The organism is Mycobacterium riyadhense (assembly GCF_963853645.1).
In the GTDB taxonomy this organism is placed as follows: Bacteria; Actinomycetota; Actinomycetes; order Mycobacteriales; family Mycobacteriaceae; genus Mycobacterium; species Mycobacterium riyadhense.
Genome location: NZ_OY970456.1, coordinates 3,419,031 through 3,438,249, shown reverse-complemented (window position 1 = coordinate 3,438,249; position 19,219 = coordinate 3,419,031). Strand labels below are relative to the sequence as shown.

General features: G+C 62.0%; 14 protein-coding genes and 3 pseudogenes. 13 read left to right on the top strand and 4 right to left on the bottom strand.

The features are described from left to right. Positions 1 to 168 precede the first annotated feature (168 nt). A complete protein-coding gene (locus tag AADZ78_RS29075) occupies positions 169 to 2,907 on the top strand; it encodes an SDR family NAD(P)-dependent oxidoreductase (protein WP_423752185.1) in 2,739 nt (912 codons plus the stop codon). A gap of 40 nt (positions 2,908 to 2,947) precedes the next feature. Continuing rightward, the gene (locus AADZ78_RS15480) at positions 2,948 to 4,177 is read left to right on the top strand and encodes an MFS transporter (protein ID WP_085252766.1); all 1,230 of its coding nucleotides are present in this window, start codon (positions 2,948 to 2,950) and stop codon (positions 4,175 to 4,177) included. A gap of 16 nt (positions 4,178 to 4,193) precedes the next feature. Here AADZ78_RS15480 and AADZ78_RS15475 read toward each other — a convergent pair. Beyond that, positions 4,194 to 4,370: pseudogene (locus AADZ78_RS15475) on the bottom strand (IS3 family transposase); the annotation flags it as partial. A gap of 23 nt (positions 4,371 to 4,393) precedes the next feature. On the opposite strand from AADZ78_RS15475, the gene AADZ78_RS15470 reads away from it, so the two are divergent. The 6 genes from AADZ78_RS15470 to AADZ78_RS15445 all read left to right on the top strand — a co-directional run bounded on the left by AADZ78_RS15470 (position 4,394) and on the right by AADZ78_RS15445 (position 8,512). Then, the gene (locus AADZ78_RS15470) at positions 4,394 to 5,026 is read left to right on the top strand and encodes a tyrosine-type recombinase/integrase (RefSeq protein WP_085252768.1); all 633 of its coding nucleotides are present in this window, start codon (positions 4,394 to 4,396) and stop codon (positions 5,024 to 5,026) included. Then, positions 5,023 to 5,499 (top strand): hypothetical protein, encoded by a 477-nt coding sequence (locus AADZ78_RS15465; protein ID WP_085252769.1) that lies wholly within the window; start codon positions 5,023 to 5,025, stop codon positions 5,497 to 5,499. The genes AADZ78_RS15470 and AADZ78_RS15465 overlap by 4 nt, the downstream gene beginning before the upstream one ends. Positions 5,500 to 5,662: 163 nt before the next feature. Beyond that, positions 5,663 to 6,040, top strand: coding sequence for a helix-turn-helix domain-containing protein (locus AADZ78_RS15460; protein WP_169726396.1), 378 nt, complete (start codon positions 5,663 to 5,665; stop codon positions 6,038 to 6,040). Then, the gene (locus tag AADZ78_RS15455; protein ID WP_085252771.1) at positions 6,037 to 7,869 is read left to right on the top strand and encodes an FAD-dependent oxidoreductase; all 1,833 of its coding nucleotides are present in this window, start codon (positions 6,037 to 6,039) and stop codon (positions 7,867 to 7,869) included. The genes AADZ78_RS15460 and AADZ78_RS15455 overlap by 4 nt, the downstream gene beginning before the upstream one ends. Positions 7,870 to 8,059: 190 nt before the next feature. Further along, the gene (locus AADZ78_RS15450) at positions 8,060 to 8,245 is read left to right on the top strand and encodes a hypothetical protein (RefSeq protein ID WP_204903535.1); all 186 of its coding nucleotides are present in this window, start codon (positions 8,060 to 8,062) and stop codon (positions 8,243 to 8,245) included. Between the two features lie 21 nt (positions 8,246 to 8,266). Beyond that, a complete protein-coding gene (locus tag AADZ78_RS15445; RefSeq protein ID WP_211286257.1) occupies positions 8,267 to 8,512 on the top strand; it encodes a hypothetical protein in 246 nt (81 codons plus the stop codon). A 1,566-nt stretch (positions 8,513 to 10,078) separates the two neighbouring features. Here the strand turns inward: AADZ78_RS15445 and AADZ78_RS15440 are convergent. Next, a complete protein-coding gene (locus AADZ78_RS15440; RefSeq protein WP_341343611.1) occupies positions 10,079 to 11,254 on the bottom strand; it encodes an IS4 family transposase in 1,176 nt (391 codons plus the stop codon). A gap of 269 nt (positions 11,255 to 11,523) precedes the next feature. Further along, entirely contained in the window at positions 11,524 to 13,305 is a 1,782-nt protein-coding gene (locus tag AADZ78_RS15435) for an IS1634 family transposase (protein WP_239656878.1), read from the bottom strand. Positions 13,306 to 14,150: 845 nt separating this feature from the next. Here AADZ78_RS15435 and AADZ78_RS15430 point away from each other — a divergent pair. From AADZ78_RS15430 to AADZ78_RS15420, 3 genes and pseudogenes are all read left to right on the top strand, one after another. Next, positions 14,151 to 14,504, top strand: a pseudogene (locus tag AADZ78_RS15430) (FAD-dependent oxidoreductase); the annotation flags it as partial. Beyond that, positions 14,503 to 15,198 carry a hypothetical protein gene (locus AADZ78_RS15425; protein ID WP_169726328.1) on the top strand — a complete coding sequence of 232 codons (696 nt, stop codon included), beginning with the start codon at positions 14,503 to 14,505 and terminating at the stop codon, positions 15,196 to 15,198. The pseudogene AADZ78_RS15430 and the gene AADZ78_RS15425, both read left to right, overlap by 2 nt. A 504-nt stretch (positions 15,199 to 15,702) precedes the next feature. After that, positions 15,703 to 15,897 (top strand): annotated as a pseudogene (locus AADZ78_RS15420) (fatty acid desaturase); the annotation flags it as partial. A gap of 188 nt (positions 15,898 to 16,085) precedes the next feature. Here the strand turns inward: AADZ78_RS15420 and AADZ78_RS15415 are convergent. Continuing rightward, a complete protein-coding gene (locus AADZ78_RS15415) occupies positions 16,086 to 16,991 on the bottom strand; it encodes a hypothetical protein (RefSeq protein ID WP_085251088.1) in 906 nt (301 codons plus the stop codon). A 120-nt stretch (positions 16,992 to 17,111) separates the two neighbouring features. Between AADZ78_RS15415 and idsB the strand changes: the two genes are divergently transcribed. Both idsB and ispH read left to right on the top strand, forming a co-directional pair. Next, positions 17,112 to 18,149, top strand: a complete 1,038-nt coding sequence (gene idsB / locus AADZ78_RS15410) for a geranylgeranyl diphosphate synthase IdsB (RefSeq protein ID WP_139828773.1) — start codon at positions 17,112 to 17,114, stop codon at positions 18,147 to 18,149. Beyond that, entirely contained in the window at positions 18,149 to 19,159 is a 1,011-nt protein-coding gene (gene ispH / locus AADZ78_RS15405) for a 4-hydroxy-3-methylbut-2-enyl diphosphate reductase (RefSeq protein ID WP_085251090.1), read from the top strand. Before idsB ends, ispH begins: the two co-directional genes overlap by 1 nt. Positions 19,160 to 19,219: the final 60 nt, after the last annotated feature.

Genomic DNA, 19,219 nt, shown 5'->3' with positions numbered 1-19,219 from the left:
GAGCCGCAGCTGGTGGTGCGCGCCGGGGTGGCCTATGGGGGGCGGTTAGCGGCGGTGGCGCCGGTGGCGGTTTTACCGGATGCGGATGGGGATGGGGGTGTGGTTGCGGCGCGGGGCGGTGTTGAGGGGTTGGTGGGGGGCACGGTGTTGGTGACCGGGGGCACGGGGATGGCCGGTGGTGTGTTGGCCCGTCATGTGGTGGCCGCCTATGGGGTGGGTCATGTGGTGTTGGCCAGCCGGGGCGGGGACACCGCGCCAGGTGTCGCGGAGGTGGTGGCCGAGTTGGAAGCTTTGGGGGCGCGGGTGTCGGTGGCGGGCTGTGATGTGGCCGATGCCGATGCGGTAGCGGGGTTGGTGGGCGGGTTGCCGCAGGGGTTCCCGCCGTTAAGTGGGGTGATTCATGCCGCGGGGACACTCGATGATGGGGTGGTTACCTCGTTGACCCCAGAACGCATCGATACCGTGTTGGCGGCCAAGGTCGATGGCGCCTGGAATCTGCACGAGGCGACCCGGGGTTTGGGGTTGTCGATGTTTGTGTTGTGTTCCTCGTTCGCGGGTGTGGCCGGTAGTGCGGGGCAGGGTAATTACGCGGCGGGCAACGCGTTTTTGGATGCGTTGGCTGCGCATCGGCGTGCTGGCGGGTTGGCGGGGGTCTCGGTGGCGTGGGGGTTGTGGGAACAGACCAGCGCGTTGACCGGTCATCTAGGTGGGCGTGATGTCGCGCGGATGACTCGTGGTGGGATGGCGGCGATGAGCACCGGGCAGGCGGTGGAGTTCTTTGATGCCGCGCTGGTACTGGATCGGCCCGCGGTGGTGGCCGCCCGGTTGGATCCAAAAGCGTTAGATGACAGCGGTGTTGAGCTGCCCCGGTTGTTTGACAACCTGATCCGCCGCTCCCGGCGCCGGGTCGAGACCGACACCGCCGCCACGGTATCAGCGCTAGCGCAGCGCCTGGCCGGCCTCGACGCGGACCAGCGCCAGCAGGTGATGGTCGAGGTGGTGTGCGGTCAGGCCGCGGCCGTGCTGGGCCACCCCAACAGCACGGATATCGACGCCGAAAAAGCGTTTCAGGATTTAGGGTTTGACTCACTAGGTTTCGTTGAGCTGCGTAACCGGCTCAAAGATGTCACAGGCCTCAAGTTATCGATAAACGATATCGTTAGCTACAGCACTCCAAATCATTTGGCTCGCCACATCTTAGGGCAGATTGATTTGTCCTCTAACACGAAGAGCGTTACTACGCCACTTGTGGAACCCAATTGGGCCGGCAATGATGCTTCGGGTTTTGGTTCAACTGAAGACTCGTTCGAAAACTTAATTAAGGATGCGGTTGAGGCAGGAAGAACCATCGATGGGCTGCACGTGATCCGCGCAGCAGCGCAGTTGCGACGAACGGTTCAATCGGAGCACAAGGGGACCTGCCCAGATTCGGCTCCAGTAACATTAACAAGCGGACATCACTCCCCTCATCTGATATATATTCCCACACCGGCGACAAACAATGTCCATCAGTTCACGCGCGTTGCTTCCAGGTTCAAGGGGGTACGGTCAGTATCAGCAATATCGTTACCGGGATTCTCTCCCGGGCAACCTCTACCGGATTCCCCCGAATCCGCAGTAAAGTCCCTGGCAGACGTTATTGTCGAACTAGTCGGTGATGAGACCTTTGTGCTTGTCGGGTTCTGTTTAGGTGGCAATGTTGCCTATGCTCTGGGAAAATATTTCGAGGATACTAACAATTCGAATCTGAATGGCGTCGTTCTAATTGATACGTATCGCGATATCGATGCGCTTACTGAACTGAGCATCATGGACATTATCGTTGACGCAGACAAATATGAAATTGATATGCATCAGCGCCAAATGAGTAAGTTGACTGCAGCGTCAACCTGGTTCGACATGATCCCAAGCATGTACAGCGGACCGCTTCAGACGGATGTGCTATTCATGCAATGTGCCCGGCATCGGAGCGTTTCTTACGGCACCAAAACTCTCCAATATCCGTTGGCCGAGCCGTGGTCGCCATTACACACAGTACGGACGGTAGCCGCGGACCACGCTTCGGTAGTCATTGAAGATTCGCAAGCGACGGCACAAATCCTAGAGGAATGGCTTGGGAGGGACGGACCACTAAAACCAAAGACCACAGAAACAATAGAAACAAAAGCAGGGACCGGGCCGGATTACAGTGCTATGGCAGCGCACTATGACGACATCATGCTGCTCGGGAGCTACTACGACTACTGCGCTGTGGCCGAACACCTCGCGGGGGTGAGCGACGTACGGAAAGTCTTGGAGCTGGGCGTAGGCACCGGGCTGGTGCTGGAGCACTTACTCAAGATCCGGTCCGATTACGACATCGTTACTGGCGTCGATATGAGCCCTGACATGCTGGCTATCGCACGGGAGCGCCTGCAGCTACGACCGCAGGTCGACCTGCATAAGCAAAACATCGTCCACCTGGACCTGCGCGTCCGTGATTACGACCTCGCCTTCTCGTACGGCGGGACCTGGTATTTCGTACCGGACGGCAAGTCTTTCGCCATGGTCAGCCACATCAGGGACGACCAGGACAACGCCCGCAGCCTAGAGCGGGTCGCCATGCATCTGGCGCCCGGAGGTTACCTTCTGCTAGGTATCCAGGACCCGCACTCCGACTTTTCCCGCGGGCTGGGCAACGGCACGACGTACACGCAGCGCCTGTCCCCCCTGGATGGTGGTTTCCGTAAGGAGTACCTCCTCACCCAGGACGGCACTGCCGGCACGCCTTTGGTGCACCAGGTCACCGACTACCGCGTATACACATTTCAGGACGCCTTAGACCAACTATTGAGGTACGGGCTGAGGCTCGTGCCCGATGAGCGGTGCCGCGGCTCACGGTTCTTGCAGTTCGCGAAGGCATGGTGACTCGACTTTGCGCACCACAGCGCGGCACCCCGTCCGGTCGATGACGAAGACCGGCGCTAACGCGCGTTTGCTGGTCGGAGTGGTCGGCTTCGTGTTCTTCGTCGACATGCTTGCCCTCGGAATCGTTGTGCCGGTACTGCCGAGCTTGGCCAGATCCGCCGGGCTTGACTTTTTGGGTGTGGGGTTGTTGTTCGCGTGCTACGGGTTGGCGTATTTCATCCTGACTCCCGTCGTCGGCTGGCTGGTCGATTCGCGTGGGTCCAGGCCAGTGTTTTTGGCGGGCGCAATCCTCCTGACGCTGTCAACGGTTTTCTTTTGCTACGCGAGCAGTCCCGCGGGATTGGTGACGAGTCGCATGCTGCAGGGCGCTGGAGCAGCCGTAACCTGGGTTTCGGGCCAAGCGACACTGATCGAGATGTTTCCGGAGAGCCAGCGGGGCCGTGTAGTCGGCACCGCGAATATTGGTACCGCTCTCGGCGTACTTTTGGGGCCCGCGGCAGGTGGGCTACTCCTTGAGACGTTGGGACGTCGCGCGCCCTTCCTGTTGGGTGCAGTGTTGGCTGGCGCGGCTGTGGTGGTGTTGGCCGCGGTGTTGCCGCGCTCGACGCCCGACCGGCGGTCGACGGCGAACCGCGGGCCGTTTCCAGTTCGGGAGGCGTCGGGTAGGGCGGCGCCGTGGCTGCTGGCTGGGCTGGCAGCGGGGCTCGCGCTCGGCGCCGTCGAGGCGACGCTGCCAATCGACGGTGTTGCCCGGCTCCACGTTTCAGGCGTCACGACCGGGTTGATGTTCGCGCTGACAACCGCGGCCTTCATCGTGGCGTCACAGGTTGCCGGTCGGATGTCAGATGGAGGGCGTCGCGTGCCGGTCCTAGCGGCGGGCTGGGTTACCCTCGGCGTCGCTTTGGCGTTCTCCTGCGTGCCATCGACTCTGGTCGTGCAGGCAATCGTTCTAATATTCCTCGGGTCTGGCCTAGGAGTTATGAACGCGACAGTCATGCCGGCGTTGGCAGATGCCATGGATGCGGTTGGTGCTCAACGCCCGGGAACGACTGCCGCTGCATACAATTTGTGCTTTAGCGCAGGAACCATGACAGGCGCGCCCTTAGCGGGGTGGCTTGCCGATATGCAGTCGTTTCGTGTAGCAACCGCGCTTATCGCAATGTCGACGCTGGCATGTGGCTTGCTTGCCACGCTCGCGTACGCCACGTTCGCTCGGCGGGAGTCCAAACTCCGAAAGGCTGCCAACACCCGCCGGGGTCTGCTGCACTGATAGGTGACAGTTTCGGTTACGCGGCCTGGTGGGCCGGTGTGGCCATGATTGCTTCGAATTCGATCGGGGTCAGTCGTCCGAGCCCTTCCTGTCGGCGTCGCCGGTGGTAGGTGCGTTCGATCCAGGTGACAATGGCGATGCGCAATTGCTCGCGGGTATCCCATCGGCGACGGTCCAAGACGTTGTTCTGTATGTAGCAGCACAAAAAGGTGGGCGATGGTCACCGGCCGGGTGGAGCGTGATCTGACGGGCGGGATTCTGCGGGCCCGCGCTTCTCGGGTGACGATGCCTCGCGGTCTGTCGCTGATCCAGGTGGAGCAGTTGCTCGCGGCATGCAACCCCAGGACCGTGGTCACTGTCCGGGACAGGGCTGTGATCACTGTGATGCGGCGGCTCGGGCTGCGTGCCGGGGAGACCGCGGGCTTGCTGCTTGATGACTTGGGCTGGGCGGCAGGCAGGTTGAGCGTCGTGGCGAAGAATCAGCGGCGCCTGACGTTGCCGCTACCGGTTGATGCTGGTCAGGCCCTGATCGCTTGGCTACGCGTGCGCCCGAACGACTCGGTCGATCGGGCGTTATTCGTGCGTCTGCGACCGCCGATCCGGCGGCTGACAAGTGCTGGGATCTCTGACATCCTCAAACACCGCGCCGAGGCCGCTGGGCTTGGTGGCGTGCACGCGCACCGTCTGCGCCACACCGCGGCGATGAGCGTCATCGCGACCGGCGGCGCACTGGTCGAGGCCCAGGAGCTGCTCGGGCACCGAAGCGTTGCCAGTACGCGGGTCTATGCCCGGACAGACCTCGCGTCGTTGCGGACACTGAACGTGGCATTTGGGCAGGTGCCGCGATGAGCCTGCACGAGGACCTCGAGGTCTACCTGGATGCGCGGCGCCGGTTAGGTTTTCAGCTCAAACCCGTCGAGTATCTGCTGCGGCAGTTTTGCGATTGGCTCGCTGAGCATGGCCGCACCGACGTGTTCACGATTGACGAGGCTGTGCAATGGGCGCTGGATCCTCGGGATGCTGCGCCGGTGTGGTGGTCACAGCGGTTGACAGCCGCGCGCCCGTTCGCCGCCTATCTCAATGCGGCGGGAACCCAGCTGCCCATCATTCCTAAAGCGTTGCGGCCGACGAGGACGACCTGGTGCACCCCGTTCATCTACTCCCAGACGGATGTGGACCAACTTCTGGACGCATGCGCGTCGTTTTTCCCCAATCTTCGTGTCGCGGTGACGATGCGCACGATCATCGGATTGTTGGCAGCCACCGGGTTACGAATTAGCGAGGTGACGCGCCCGTGCTTGCGGCCGCCGAGACCTAGATAACATACCGTAATGTATGGTACGTTGCTCGCCGACCTCAATAGGCGGTCCCTAGATGGTGGCTCTAACTAGTGGCCCGCGCCATCAGTTCTCTACGAAAGTTGTAATCGATGCGGATCGGCGGTGTTTGCCAGTGAATCACGTTGGCCGGTGCGATGATTCGCGTATGACATCACGCGGACGCCCGACGGCGGGGCTGGGTCTGACCAAGGAGGAACACCAGACGTTGACACGATGGCCTCGGCGCCGCAAGTCCTCCCCATGCGCTGGCGTTGCGGTCGCGGATCGTGTGGGTTGCGCCCAAGGCCTGGCGAACAAGCAGGTCGCGGTGCGCGAGCGGGTGTCACCGTCCGCGGTGGGCAAGTGGCGGCGCCGGTTCGTTGAGGCCCGCTTGGATGGACTGGTCGACAACCCGCGGCCGGGCCGACCGGCGACGGTGAGCACCAAGCAGGTCGAGAACGTTGGGTTTGTCGTCACACGTCGCGAAGCCAGGGATGCTCCAACCTTTTCCGGGTTTGGTGGTAGCGAGTACGACGCCACATGAAACCTTCGATGCATGCCGAACCGCACGTTGTCATCGGCGGTGCTGGAGTCGCGGGGATGGCCGCCGCCATGATGCTGGCCGAAGCCGGACTGCGGGTCACGATGTGCGAAGCCGCTCCCGAAGCCGGCGGCAAAGCCAAGAGTCTTCGCCTCCCGGACGGTCACCCGACCGAGCACAGTTTGCGGATCTACCTGGATAGCTACCAGACCCTACTGACGCTGTTTTCGCGCATACCCGCCGAGAACGGCAGCACCGTGCTCGACAACTTAGTCGGAGTGAGTCCGGTTCGCGTTTACAGACACCGCGTGGTGGGCCGAGCAGTTGCAACCGTTCCTATCCAACGCCGACAGCCGGCCTTCGCGCGGATCGTCGACAAGGTAGTCGAACCGTTCCGGCAACTTGGCAAGATCGCGTCGGCGAGCACACTGATGATTGCCGGTCTGGCCAAAAGAGGAGTGGCACCCACCGTCGTGATCTCCTATCTTTACGCCCATCTGCGCCTGCTGTGGATGTGCAGGGAGCGACTCGTCGCGGAATTGGGCGATATCTCGTATGCGGACTATCTGCGGCTAAGCCGCATGTCTCCTGTGGCGCAGAGGGTCTTTGGCGCCCTGCCGCACATTTTCGTCGCGGCCCGCCCGAGCGCAGAAGCCGCGTCGATTGCTTCCATCCTTCTCAAGGCGCTGTTTCGCATGAAAAGCGATTGCCCACCAGCCCTCGGTGACGCCAAGGTGCCCGTCACCATGATGATGGATGGACCGACGAGCGAGCGCATGGTCGATCCCTGGATTCGTCATCTCCGAAATCTCGGCGTCGATATACACTTCGACACGCGTATCAGCGATCTCGAGTTCGAGGACGGCCGTGTCAGCGCACTGATATCGGCTGACGGCCGCAGGTTTGACTGCGACTATGCCCTCCTCGCCGTGCCCTACGTGACGCTGCGCGAGCTGGCCAAAACAGATCATGTCAAGCAATGTCTTCCTCAGCTCGCGCAGGAGCATGCCATTGCTCTCGAGTCATCGAACGGGATCCAGTGCTTTCTGCGCGACATTCCCGCGACGTGGCCTTCGTTCCACCGCCCCGGAGTTACCGTCACATATGTGGAGAGCGAGTGGGGCGTGGTTTCCGTTCTCCAGGGGGAAGGCTTCTGGCGAGATGTCCGCCTCCCGGAAGGAACCAAGTACGTTCTGTCGATTGCCTGGACTAATGTGTACGCGCCCGGTCCGGTCTTGGGTCGGCCGTTGAGTGAATGTACGCCAGATGAGATCTTGACCGAGTGCCTGGCGCAGTGCGGCCTCGATCGGTCGCACATCCTGGGCTGGCAGATTGATCAGGAGCTGAAGCACCTGGGCGAGGCCGATTATGAAAGGCTGGCAAGCGAGCTGCCTCCCCACATTGCTTCGGCGCCCGCGCGCGGGAAACGCATGGTGAATTTCTCGCCGCTCGCCATATTGATGCCGGGCGCTCGCCACCGGTCCCCGAGCATTCGCACGGAGGTGCCCAACCTTTTTCTCGCCGGTGAAGCGATCTATTCACCGGACTTGACCCTGTTCGTTCCTACCATGGAGAAGGCCGCAAGCTCCGGCTATCTGGCCGCCCACGAAATCATGCGCTGCGCCGCTGCCGACGCCGCGCCTCGACTGCAGATCGACTTCCGGGATCCCGAACCATTCGCGGTTCTCCGGCGTGTGGATCGGTGGTTTTGGAGCCGCCGACAACATCAACCCCCCGCAGACCTGGAGTTCACCATGACCGTCGACACCCCCTCCACTGAGAATCCTGCGCCCGCGCCCGTCATCGACGCCGGGCCCGCTATACCCAGCTGACGGGGCCGTCATGCCAGCAGCTGGCAAATGTCGTTTGCCATGAGATTGGGGCCAGTGTGACCTGATTTTTTGCCAGGGTGATGGGACCACCTGGATTGCCAGCTATGGGACCCCCGGCGCGTCGCGTCGGTGGTCCTTTCGTTTGTTCGTTCGATCGCGGTGACGGTTCAAGTCGCGGAGGTCGGTGGACATGGCTTTTCGGGAGGTCGGTGTGAATGAGATCAAGGAAGTGCTGCGGGTGTGGCTGGGAGTGGCGGGATTGCCGGCGCCGGGCTATCGCACGATCGCTGCGCATTGCGGCTATCTGGGGATGCTCACCGACGGCGAGGATGGACGGCGCCGCAAGGTGTATGCGTTGATCTTCACCGCGGTGTAGTCCCGGCACATGTTCGTGTGGTTGTCGTATTCGCATACCCTGGCCGCGGTGATCTCCGGGTGTGAGTCGGCGTGGGCGTTCTTCGGTAGCGTGTTCGCCGTGCTGATTCCCGACAACCTGAAGCCGGTCATCACCGCCGCGGATTCGGTGAACCCCCAGTTCACCCAGGGCTGGCTGGACTACGCCGGCCATGCCGGGTTCCTGACCGACCCGGCCCAGGTGGCGTCCGCGAAAGACAAGCCACGAGTGGAACGCGCCGTGCAGTAGGTACGCGGAAAGTTTTGGGACGGTGAAACATTCACCAGCCTGCAGCAGGCACAACAGGCCGTTGTGAGACGGTGTCGTGACACTGCGGGCAGCCGCATCCACGGCACCACCTGCGCACGTCCACTGGAGGTGTTCACCGCCGAGGAACAGCCCCAGCTGCTGCCGGTTGCGTTGGTCTATGACGTGCCGGTGTTCAAGACGGTCAAGGTGCACCGTGACTTCCACGCCGAGGTCGCCAAGGCGCTGTACTCGCTGCCCGAATGCCGGATCGATGAGGTGTATCCGATCCTCTACATCGACGGGCTGCGGCTGCGGCCGCAATGGGCGATCGTGTCCCCCTCGAAGAAACCGGGTTCGGTTTCCACCTCATCACCAGCCTTACGGACTTTGACCGAACTACGCAGCAGCGGTGCGGATTTCGTCGTCGAACGCCACCGATCTGGTCCTTGGCCTTCGCCGGCGCCAGATACCGGTCGATCGTCGCCGCACTCATCCCCAGCAGCTCAGCGCGCACCGTCAGGCTGTCGCGGTCACGATCAAAGACCAACTCGCCGTGGCGTTGCAAACCGTCGAGCTACAGCCGCATCGGCGCCCACAGATACTTCCCGCATTGCCCACCCGAGGCAGCCCACACCTTCAGCAACACTTTGAGCGTGACGTAGGAATACCGGCGCGAGCGCGGCTTACGCGGCCGTTTGGCCACACGGCGCCGCTACCCGGCGCGACTTTCGCTGCCGCCGTCAACCGCCGGCGAGCGTTATCCCGCGACCAGCCAGTCACCCCGACAACCTGATCCAGAATCCGACCCCGGTCCTTCGTCGAAGCCTTCACATACGCCCCTTGGCATACCTGTTGGCGACCACTCTCCAGGCCCTGTGACAGTCACCGTTTCGCGGGCAATATTCGCGAGTCAAGTCGACCTATACAACATACCAAACAGTATGGTAACAATTAGTTCTCTACGGAAGTTGTAATCGATGCGGATCGGCGGTGTTTGCAGTGAATCGCGTTGGCAGGTTGGGTGATTCGCGTATGACATCACGCGGACGCCCGACGGCGGGGCTGGGTCTGACCGAGGAACACCAGACGTTGACACGATGGCCTCGGCAGCGCAAGGCCTGCATCAACAACTGCGCACCAAGGCGAGCCACCTCCTCGAGAATCTCGGGCAGCTCACGATCCGAGGCGAACAGCTCGTCGATCTTGGCGCGAACACGATCGGTCGGCGATACTCGTGCAGGCACGGGCATAGGTCCTTTCTTCGATGACTTGGTAGGTCTCGAAGCAGAACCTATGCCCGGCCCCTTTTACACCGGCTTTAGGACCAATACCGTTCAGTTAAGGCGGAGAGTCGTGACGTCTGGTGGGCGTTGGGGTTGGGGCCAGTGAGCGTGAGTTGCGCGTTTGACGTGCCATTTGGACATTTTGCGTTTGATCACCCGTGGTGCGGATCGTCGGCGCCTGGCGGGGTTGAGTCGGTCGAGCAGGCGGCGCAGGAAGGCCCACCAGTGCTGATCGGCGGCTTGGGGGTCCTCAGGGGGGAAATGCGCCCTGTTGGGCGACGGATTAGCGGGTGATGCGCAGCGCGGCGGTGAAACTGACCCGGTCGGGGTCCTCGCCGGCGTGTTCGGCGGCCTGGGCCATCAGGGTACGAATGGCGTAGTGACAGCACAGATGTCCCCAAATCTCTTGTAGGACAAGATCAGGGGACTTCGAGCGCAGCACCACCTGGGGTCCGCGTTGATGGGTTTTGAGTTCGTCGAAGGTGTTCTCGATCTCCCAGCGCTGGGCGTAGGCGGCGGCCAACTCGACGGCGGGGGCCTGTTCGGGATCGGTCAGCGTGGTGAATAGCCGGTAGCTGGTGGAGTTTTCGCGTCCGTCGTCGATGGTGTAGTCGATGACTCGTGCCAGCATCGGCTCGCTGCGACGGTCAGCGCTGGACTGCAGATGCGCCAGCCACGAGCCGTCAGCAAGATCCTGCACATGCACCGGTTGTGGCGCGTAGGCGTCGGTGCGTACTCGCCACAACAGGTCGGCTCCGGTCGCAAGGGCTTTGCGCCACAAGGCATACGAGAAGAACCCGCGATCAGCCAGCAGCAGCATGTCCGGCGTGAGAGCATCCAGCAGCTTTTCGGCGAGTTTGGCCTCCGAGTCACGGTAACCACCGATCGTTGCGGCGAAGACCGCATGCGTGGCACACTCGGCCAGCCCCAGGATCCGGGCCTGCGGAAATGCGGCCTTCTCACCCCTGCCGCCGGCCCCCGGCCGACTGAAGTACTCGTCGTTGGCTGGGGTGTCGGCCACATCCAGACAGCTGCCGTCGATGGCCACCAGCCGCCGCTCGGCCAGCCAAGCCCCTGGGGTTTGCGGTCCGGCTAACGGGCGGGCTACCCGGGAAAACAAGCTGGCCAACGGGGCCGATCCCAGCCGCTCACGAGCCTGAAAGATCGCCGACTTACCCGGCAGTCGATACTCTTCACGCCACCCCGACGCCCACACCAAACCATCAGTGAGCTGGGCCAACACATCCTCATACGAGCCCTCTGTATACAGGCCCATCGCGATCGCGAAATACGCCATCACCCGCGCCGGCAACGACCGATGCCGCTGCTGAGTGCGACCGGCCTGCTCGATCACCTCATCCACCACCGTCGCGGGAAACACCCGCGTCAGCACCCCCACCGACACCAAATCTGACAACCGGCGATCCGACTCAGGCTTCCGCCAACCCGCACGAGGCATAGGTCATAAACTACACCCATGTAACCGTAACTGAACGGTATTGGCTTTAGGACGCGACCACCACCACCACCGGCCACGCGCTCAAATTATGTGAGGTACGCCGTTGTGCGCGCTTCCGCCCTCAAGTATATTGACTATTCGTTAATAGCATGACGAATAGTTGTCACATCGCTATGTGCTGCGGTACTAGCCCGAAGTTGCTGTGGTGAAGTAGTGCGTATTCGGCGTTGAGCTGGGGATTTGTTGCTTTCTGGGGCCGGGGTGTCTGACTACGCGGCCAGGAGGGGGATGGTTGTGCCGATGAGGGTGAAGGCGCGGCGCTGATCATCGGTGGGGTCGGTGAGCATGGGGATTTCGGTGCCGGTGTCGGTGAAGAGGATTTGGTTGCGGGTGAGGGTGGCCAGGTGAGCCAGTAGGCCAGCGAAGCTGCGCAGTGGGTTGCCGGCGGCGTCGTGTTGGGTGGAGGCCTTGGCATGGGCGCTTGGGGAGCGTTGCGCTGGGGTGACCGGGTTGTCGCGTTGGGGTGGGTGTTCGTCGGTGAATGTCATTGGGGCCCAGGCTTTGCGCAGGTGCCAGATGAGGTAGCAGGCCAGCATGCAGATGAGCACGTGGGCGCGGACTCGGTCATCGAGGCGGTGGTGGATGGGCCGTAGGTCCAGGTCGTCGGCTTTGATGATGCGGAAGTCGCGTTCGATGTGGGCCAGGTTCTTGTAGCTGGTGATGACCCCGGCGGCGTCGAGTTGGTCGGTGGGCACGGGGGTGCGTAGCACGTAGATGCCGTCGAGGGCGGCTTCGGCGGCGATCTGGTCGTGGCGGCGTTCGACGGTCAGGCTGGTGTCGGTGATCTGGTAGTGGAAGTGCTTGCCCATCTTGTGTTTGTTGATCACTTTGCCGACCGCGACGCCGATCTTGTCGGCGCCGGCCAGCCGGCCGGCCGCAACGCGGGTGGTGATGGGTTCCAGCAGGTGCTCGGTGGCGGCGAGCAGGTCGTTGCGTTTGCGGGTGCGTTCGGCGGCCAGTAGTGGGTTGCGGCAGGCGATTAGTCGTTCGCCGGGAAAGTCGGGGTGGGTGATCTCGGCGAGGTCCTGGCTGTCGAACAGACTCATCTGCAGTGGCCCGTCGTCGGTGGCCAAGGTGGCCACCTGCGGGGCGCGTAGCGCGGTGATCCATCCGAAATCCGTTGCGGTGTTGGGATCGTCGTTGAGTTCGCGGAGCGCGGCGATGCGCGCCGAGGTGATCATGCCACGATCGCCCACCAGCGTTAGTCGGGTCAGCCCGAACCGGGTGCGGATGACCGCGACGATGTCGGTGAAGGCCGCCGGGTCGGCGGTATTGCCGGCAAACACTCGTGCGGCCACCGGCCGGCCCTGTGGGTCAGCGAGGATGCCGTATTCGATCTGCTCGCAGCCTTTCTTGCCGTCGCGGGAGTAGCCGCGCGCGGCCAGTTCGCAGCACCGCCCGGTCACCCAGGAGCTGGTCAGGTCGAATAGCGCCATTCGTGACGGATTCACATCTGGCCCAAGATGTTTAGCGGCGAGCTTGGCTTCGATGGTGTCTTGGCGGTCGAGCAGCCAGTCCATCGCGGCGTAGATTTCGTCGGTGCTGGCGTCGGCGACGTCGAGATCGGGTCCCAGGGTGACATCGGGCCACCAGGCGGCGGTGGCCAGCTTGGACGCCGGGCGTACCACCCGCGAGATGATCAACGCCAGCACCAAATCCCGTGCCCGGCATGCCGACCCCAGCAGGGCGGGAAAGCCCAGCTGGTGGGCCATCGCCATCACCGCAGCGACGTGTCCGTGCGGCAGCGATCGGGCGATGGTGAACTCGCTACCGGCCGACACGAGCTGCTGGCCCTTGAGGCCTGCGTCGATCCAGTCCACAACGTGCTCGGGCAGCGCCGATAGGTTGGACACCGTCTCGTTGCGCACCCGCTTGCCCTCGCGGTAGGTGCGCCGCAGATACGCCGAGAAGTACTCGCGGGGCTTGCCGTGCTTGTCCACGTGTTTCTTGCGAACTTTGACTACGTGAACCTTGCCACTTCCCCGCGACATGTCAAGCAGTTTAACGGCCCTATCGAGGTATTCCTAGCCGACACGCCCTATTATTCTGACTACATATTCCGGCCTGCATGAACGCTCTCCCCAGCTCAACAAAGCAATCGACCCGCTCAGCTCCCGCAACTTCGGACTAGCGCAAGGCGGAAGGCGGTCGAGAAATACTCCGGGTTGCCGTTCGCGTGGGAGGGGTCTCGCCGCCTAGCTCGGGTTTGGTGGACACGTGACAGAGAGTTTTTTGCAATCGCATGATTGTTTGCTCGAGCCGTTGGATGCGGCTATGGCTGACGGAAATCGCTGAGACCTAGATTACATACCAAAACGTATGGTATTTTGCTCGCTGACCTCAACAGGCGGTCCCTAGTTGATGGCTCTAACTTGTGTCCCGCGCCATTAGTTCGTTACGAAAATTGCAATCGATACGGATCGGCGGTGTATGCCAGTGAACCACGTTGGCAGGTGGGGTGATTCGCGTATCACGTCACGCGGATGCCCGACGGGGGGGCTGGGTCTGACCGAGGAGGAACACCAGACGTTGACACGGTGGGCGCGGCGGCGCAAGTCCTCCCCAAGCGCTGGCGTTGCGGTCGCGGATCGTGTGGGTTGCGCCCAAGGCCTGTCGAACGCGGCGCGCGAGCGGGTGTCACCGTCCGCGGTGGGCAAGTGGCGGCGCGGGTTCGTTGACGCCCGCTTGGATGGACTGGTCGACGACCCGCGGCCCGGGCCGACCGGCGACGGTGAGCGCCAAGCAGGTCGAGGACGTTGGGTTTGTCGTCGCACGTCGCGAAGCCAGGGATGCTCCAACCTTTTCCGGGTTTGGTGAGGAGCGAGTACGAGGCCACATGAAACCTTCGATGCCTGCCGAAGCTCACGTTGTCATCGCCGGTGCTGGAATCGCGGGGATGGCCGCCGCCATGATGCTGGCCGAAGCCGGACTGCGGGTCACGACGTGCGAAGCCGCTCCCGAAGCCGGCGGCAAAGCTAAGAGTCTTCGCCTCCCGGACGATCACCCGACCGAGCACAGTTTGCGGATCTACACGGATAGCTACCAGACCCTACTGACGCTATTTTCGCGCATACCCACCGAGAACGGCAGCACCGTGCTCGACAATCTGCTTGGCGTGAGCGTGATTCGGACTACCACCAGAGGCGCGATTGGCCGATGGGCTGCGCCCGTGGCATTGGAACGTCACCGTGGCCACCATATCGAACGCCAAGCATCAAGACCGCTGGCTCGGAAGACTGACCCGGGCGCTGGGCAGCGGAGAATCCACCGGCTTGCGCAACATTCACTATTTCGATCAAAGCAAACCCCACGATTTCTTCACCATTCTCGAAAAAGCGCGGCACGACATTGCCGAGCGCGGTTCTTCGCTGATGGTCCATACCACGGGCACCCGCCAAACCTCATCGACGCAGCGGGTCGGCACACTGACCTCCACGCTGCTGGACTTGGCGGTGCAGATGTCACTGCCGATCGTGCCCCTGCATTTCGCCGGTGGTCTACCTGAACAGCCGCTGAACCACAAACTCGAGGTCCCGTACCGCCACACCGCGCAGGACTACATCTTCGGATCGCCGATCATGCCCGACGAATTGACCGCACTTCCATACGCCGCACGCCGAACCCGGGTGCTCAAAGCCATCAACACCCTCGCACCCATCTCCAACGCACCACACGAACCGAATCCGGCCGCCGAAGCTCGGATACATGCCGCCGCCCCCGATCTGGCGCCGTCGCACGCGATCTGGGCCGCGATCGAAGACGCTTTGAACGCCCTACCCGTCGCGTGGCGCGATCACCCCGGCTACGGCGACTGGCTAGACATTCGCTGCCGCTGCCCGCAGTGCCACGCGACGCTACGCAGCGACGCCGCGGCGACACCCTGAGCCTGAATCCACGGATGAATTAGCTGTTCATCGAGTGTCGGAATGAGGAAAGCGCCCGGTTGAACACGCCACGGGAACGTCTTCGGGCGAATGTCGAAGGTACGCAGCGCGGCGCGGGTCAGCCATCCTTCCGGCTTCGAAACTGAAACCTGGGCGGGCCTTCTCGGCGTGTCGTCGCCCTGGTTTCAGTGTCGGGGTCGTCAAGCTGAAGTACCGTATTGCTAGGCGTTTGCTTTGGCCGCGTTCATGTTTCGACTCTCGTGCTTCCCGCTGTAGTTTCTGTCTACAGAGATCCGCAAACAATCACCCATTTCGCGGGACACCGTAACTTCGGGCTAGGAGATAAGCACGTCCACCACGCAAACTTCAACGCCTCGTGTCGCGCCTGAAAGGATCCGATCCGCAGGTACGAGGTCCCAATACCATACCAGACAGTATGGTATTGTTCTCGCTGCCCAACAAAGCATTCCGCAAGCTTTGCGGTTACGGAAGGCTAGGACTACTTACCTAACCGACACCGCCGACAACGCGCCGGAGACACGCAGCGAGAGGATGTTCGCCAAGCTCCAGAGCTTCGCGAACACCGACCCGGCGACGGGACGCCGGCGCGGACTCAAGACAGCAACCGCCTACGTGCAGGGCAGGCGCCGCCAGGCACAGCAGGACCCAGTGGTCGCTGACAAAATTGCAATGACATGATTTGGTCGCGCACCTTCGTGCGGTTACGTGTCATGGTGCCCTCGACGAAGGGAGCAATATGCCACGTTCCAGTCCGTAGCAGACGACCGCATGCGACCCCTACGTTGCTACCACACGAATGGTCCCAGGCCGCAACGATATCCATCACAATCTTCCAGTGAGTGTTACCCACTTCCTGGCGGGCCAGATCAGATGAACCCCAGGCGCGCTAGCGACTCCCGCCAAGACATGGCCACAAGCACGACCATGATCGCGAAGAGGGCGTGCGAAATGCGGCGCTGATAGCTCATCTGGAACCGCTTTTGGGCGGACTCGTCGAGCATCAGGAATTCGGAAGAGATGAAATTTCGGTTGGTGTATTGAAGCACTCCATCAAAGAGGAATAACTGTGAGGCAGTCAGCAGCCGTGCGAAGAAGAACTGCCCGGAAAGCAGTGCAATTGCGGTCGAGCTCAGGTGTGCGCCAAGGTCTGTAAGCTTCGGCGGCACTTCACACTGGCCCTTCGGCAACGGTCGTCCTTCAAGCAGAACGCGAATTACCCAAACGACGTAGATCGCTTGAATAAGCGCCGGTGCGTTCTCGCCCCACATTTGGAATCGGCCTGCATGGTCGATGACGGCGGAAGATCCGGCAACGGTGATGCCCCAAAGGAAGATCGCCGAGGCGCCGCCAATCGTCGAAGCAATTCCCAAAGCCGACCGCCTCTTAACTTGGTCGACGACGAAACCGCCTGTCTGCAATGCAAAGAAGATGAAGAAGAGGTAGCCAACATAGCGATTGATCTGGTCTGTTCCGGCGAGGATCGCGAGCATCGACAGCACCGCAACAAACATGAAATACGACTCGATGAGGAAGAGTTGCATGCTGCGCACTCTTCGGAAATGGACCTTTTTGGTGGCAATCAGAACCGCGGGCAGACCCATTGAGATGACAATGGTGGCCACCAACGGCTCGAGGCGGGTCGCCATCAACAGTGCCAGGCAAAACGACGAGACAAGCGTGTTCCAGATCAGCAGCTGGATACCGATGGATTGTGACGACAGCCAGGTCTTTCCGGTGTCTACCTTGCCCCCGAAACCATTCTTGTCTTGCATAGCTACTTCACCCTCCGCAGGTACGAGGTCTCGATACCATACCAGACAGTATGGTATTGTGCTCGCTGCCCAACAAAGCATTCCGCAAGCTTTGCGGTTACGGAAGGCTAGGACTACCTTGTGCCTCCGACAGTGATCGGGGCCCGTGAGGCTCCCCCCGAAGCTGGGCGCTTGTTATTAAAGCGGGCCCAGCGTGAGTGTGAACCGGTGCTGCGTACTGCTGTGGGGTGGATAAGTGGGCCGCTAGCAACAATGGCCGGCTATCACTTGGGTTGGTGGGATACCAACGGACAGGGGTCAGGCAGTGGGTCGGGCAAGTCGATTCGGGCGGCACTGGTTTTGGGCGCGGCAGCCGCATGTGGGGACACCAGTAACGCCGCTCCCGCGGCAGCGGCTGTGGAGTTGATGCACAACTTTTCTCTGGTGCACGACGACGTTATGGACAGGGATACGGTCCGCCGGGGGAGACCAACGGTGTGGGCGGTGTGGGGGGAAACCAACGCGGTCCTGCTGGGAGACGCGCTACATGCGCTATCTGGCCGGGTTTTGGCTGAGCTGATGGCTCAGCCGGTTGCGATGAGCGCGGTTGCGCGGTTGGAATCGGCGTGCGCGGCACTATGCGCTGGCCAGTTGGAAGATTGTGAATTCGAGACGCGCCGGGCAGTGACCGTGGATCAGTACCTGCAGATGGCCGCGGGTAAGACTGCGGGGCTGATGGGTTGTGCTAGCGCGCTGGGGGCGTTGAGCGCCGGTGCGAACACCGCGACTGTCTCAGCAATGGAGCGGTTCGGCTACCAGCTGGGCTTGGCATTCCAGATCATTGATGACGTCATCGGTATCTGGGGTGATCCCACTGTCACGGGAAAGCCGGTGGGCAACGACCTCACCCGCCGCAAAGCAACCCTGCCGGTGATTGCCGCGTTGAATTCGGGTTCGGATTCGGCCAGCCAGCTGGCCGAGCTCTATCGGTCCACCGCGCCTATGACCATCGCTGATGTCGCACGTGCGACGGAATTGGTGGAGACGGCCGGGGGCCGTCGGGCTGCGCAGCGGTATGCCGATGACCACATTCGAGCCGCGATGGCGGCGCTGCCCGATCCGGCGCGCTCCGCCGATCTGATCGCGTTGGCGCAATTAGTTATCAGTCGAGACAGGTGATGTTTCCGGTGCTAGCACCGATTGAATTGACCACACCAGCCGCCGGCGGCGGTGCACCTGAGGGCGAAGATACGACAGTGTTATTGGCCTCGCCGCGATCGTTTTGCGCCGGAGTGCAGCGTGCGATCGAGACGGTCGAGCGCATTCTGCAACAGGCCGCGGGGCCGGTATACGTGCGCAAACAGATCGTGCACAACACTTTCGTGGTCGCTGAATTGCAATCTCGGGGAGCAATTTTCGTCGACGAACTGGATGACATCCCCGATCCGGCGCCACCGGGAGCGGTGGTTGTGTTCTCAGCTCACGGTGTCTCCCCGGCGGTACGCGCAGCTGCCGATCAGCGGGAGCTCCAGGTGGTCGATGCAACCTGCCCACTGGTGACGAAAGTTCATGCTGAGGCTGCGCGCTTCGCCGCCCGCGGTGACACGGTGGTGCTAATCGGCCACCGTGGCCACGAAGAATCCGAGGGCACCCTGGGAGTCGCTCCGCAGTCAACGGTTTTGGTAGAAACCGCAGCCGATGTGGCCGCGTTGAACCTCCCGGCAGACGCGCAGGTCTCCTATCTGACACAAACCACGCTGGCGGTCGATGAAACCGCAGAAGTCATCGCGGCGCTGCGGCTGCGATTTCCCACACTCGGCGAACCGCCATCCGATGACATCTGTTACGCCACCACGAATCGGCAACGTGCGGTGCAATCCATACTGAAGGACTGTGACGTTCTTCTGGTTGTTGGATCGCAGAACTCGTCAAACTCGCAGAGATTGGTAGAGATTGCCCAACGCCGCGGTTCGGCGGCCTATCTCATTGACGGACCGGAGGACATCAACCCGGACTGGCTGGACGGCGCCGAAACCATCGGCGTCACTGCGGGTGCCTCGGCCCCGCCGCTAATGGTGGACCGGGTCGTCGAGACCTTGTCCGAACGCGGCCCGATCATCGTCGAAGAACGCTCCGTTGCAACCGAAACGGCACGGTTTGCGCTACCGAAGCAAGTGCGGAGAGCATGACAACCCGGCCGCACCGAATCTTCCCACGACGTTCACTAATGTCTGCGGACTCATCCAACG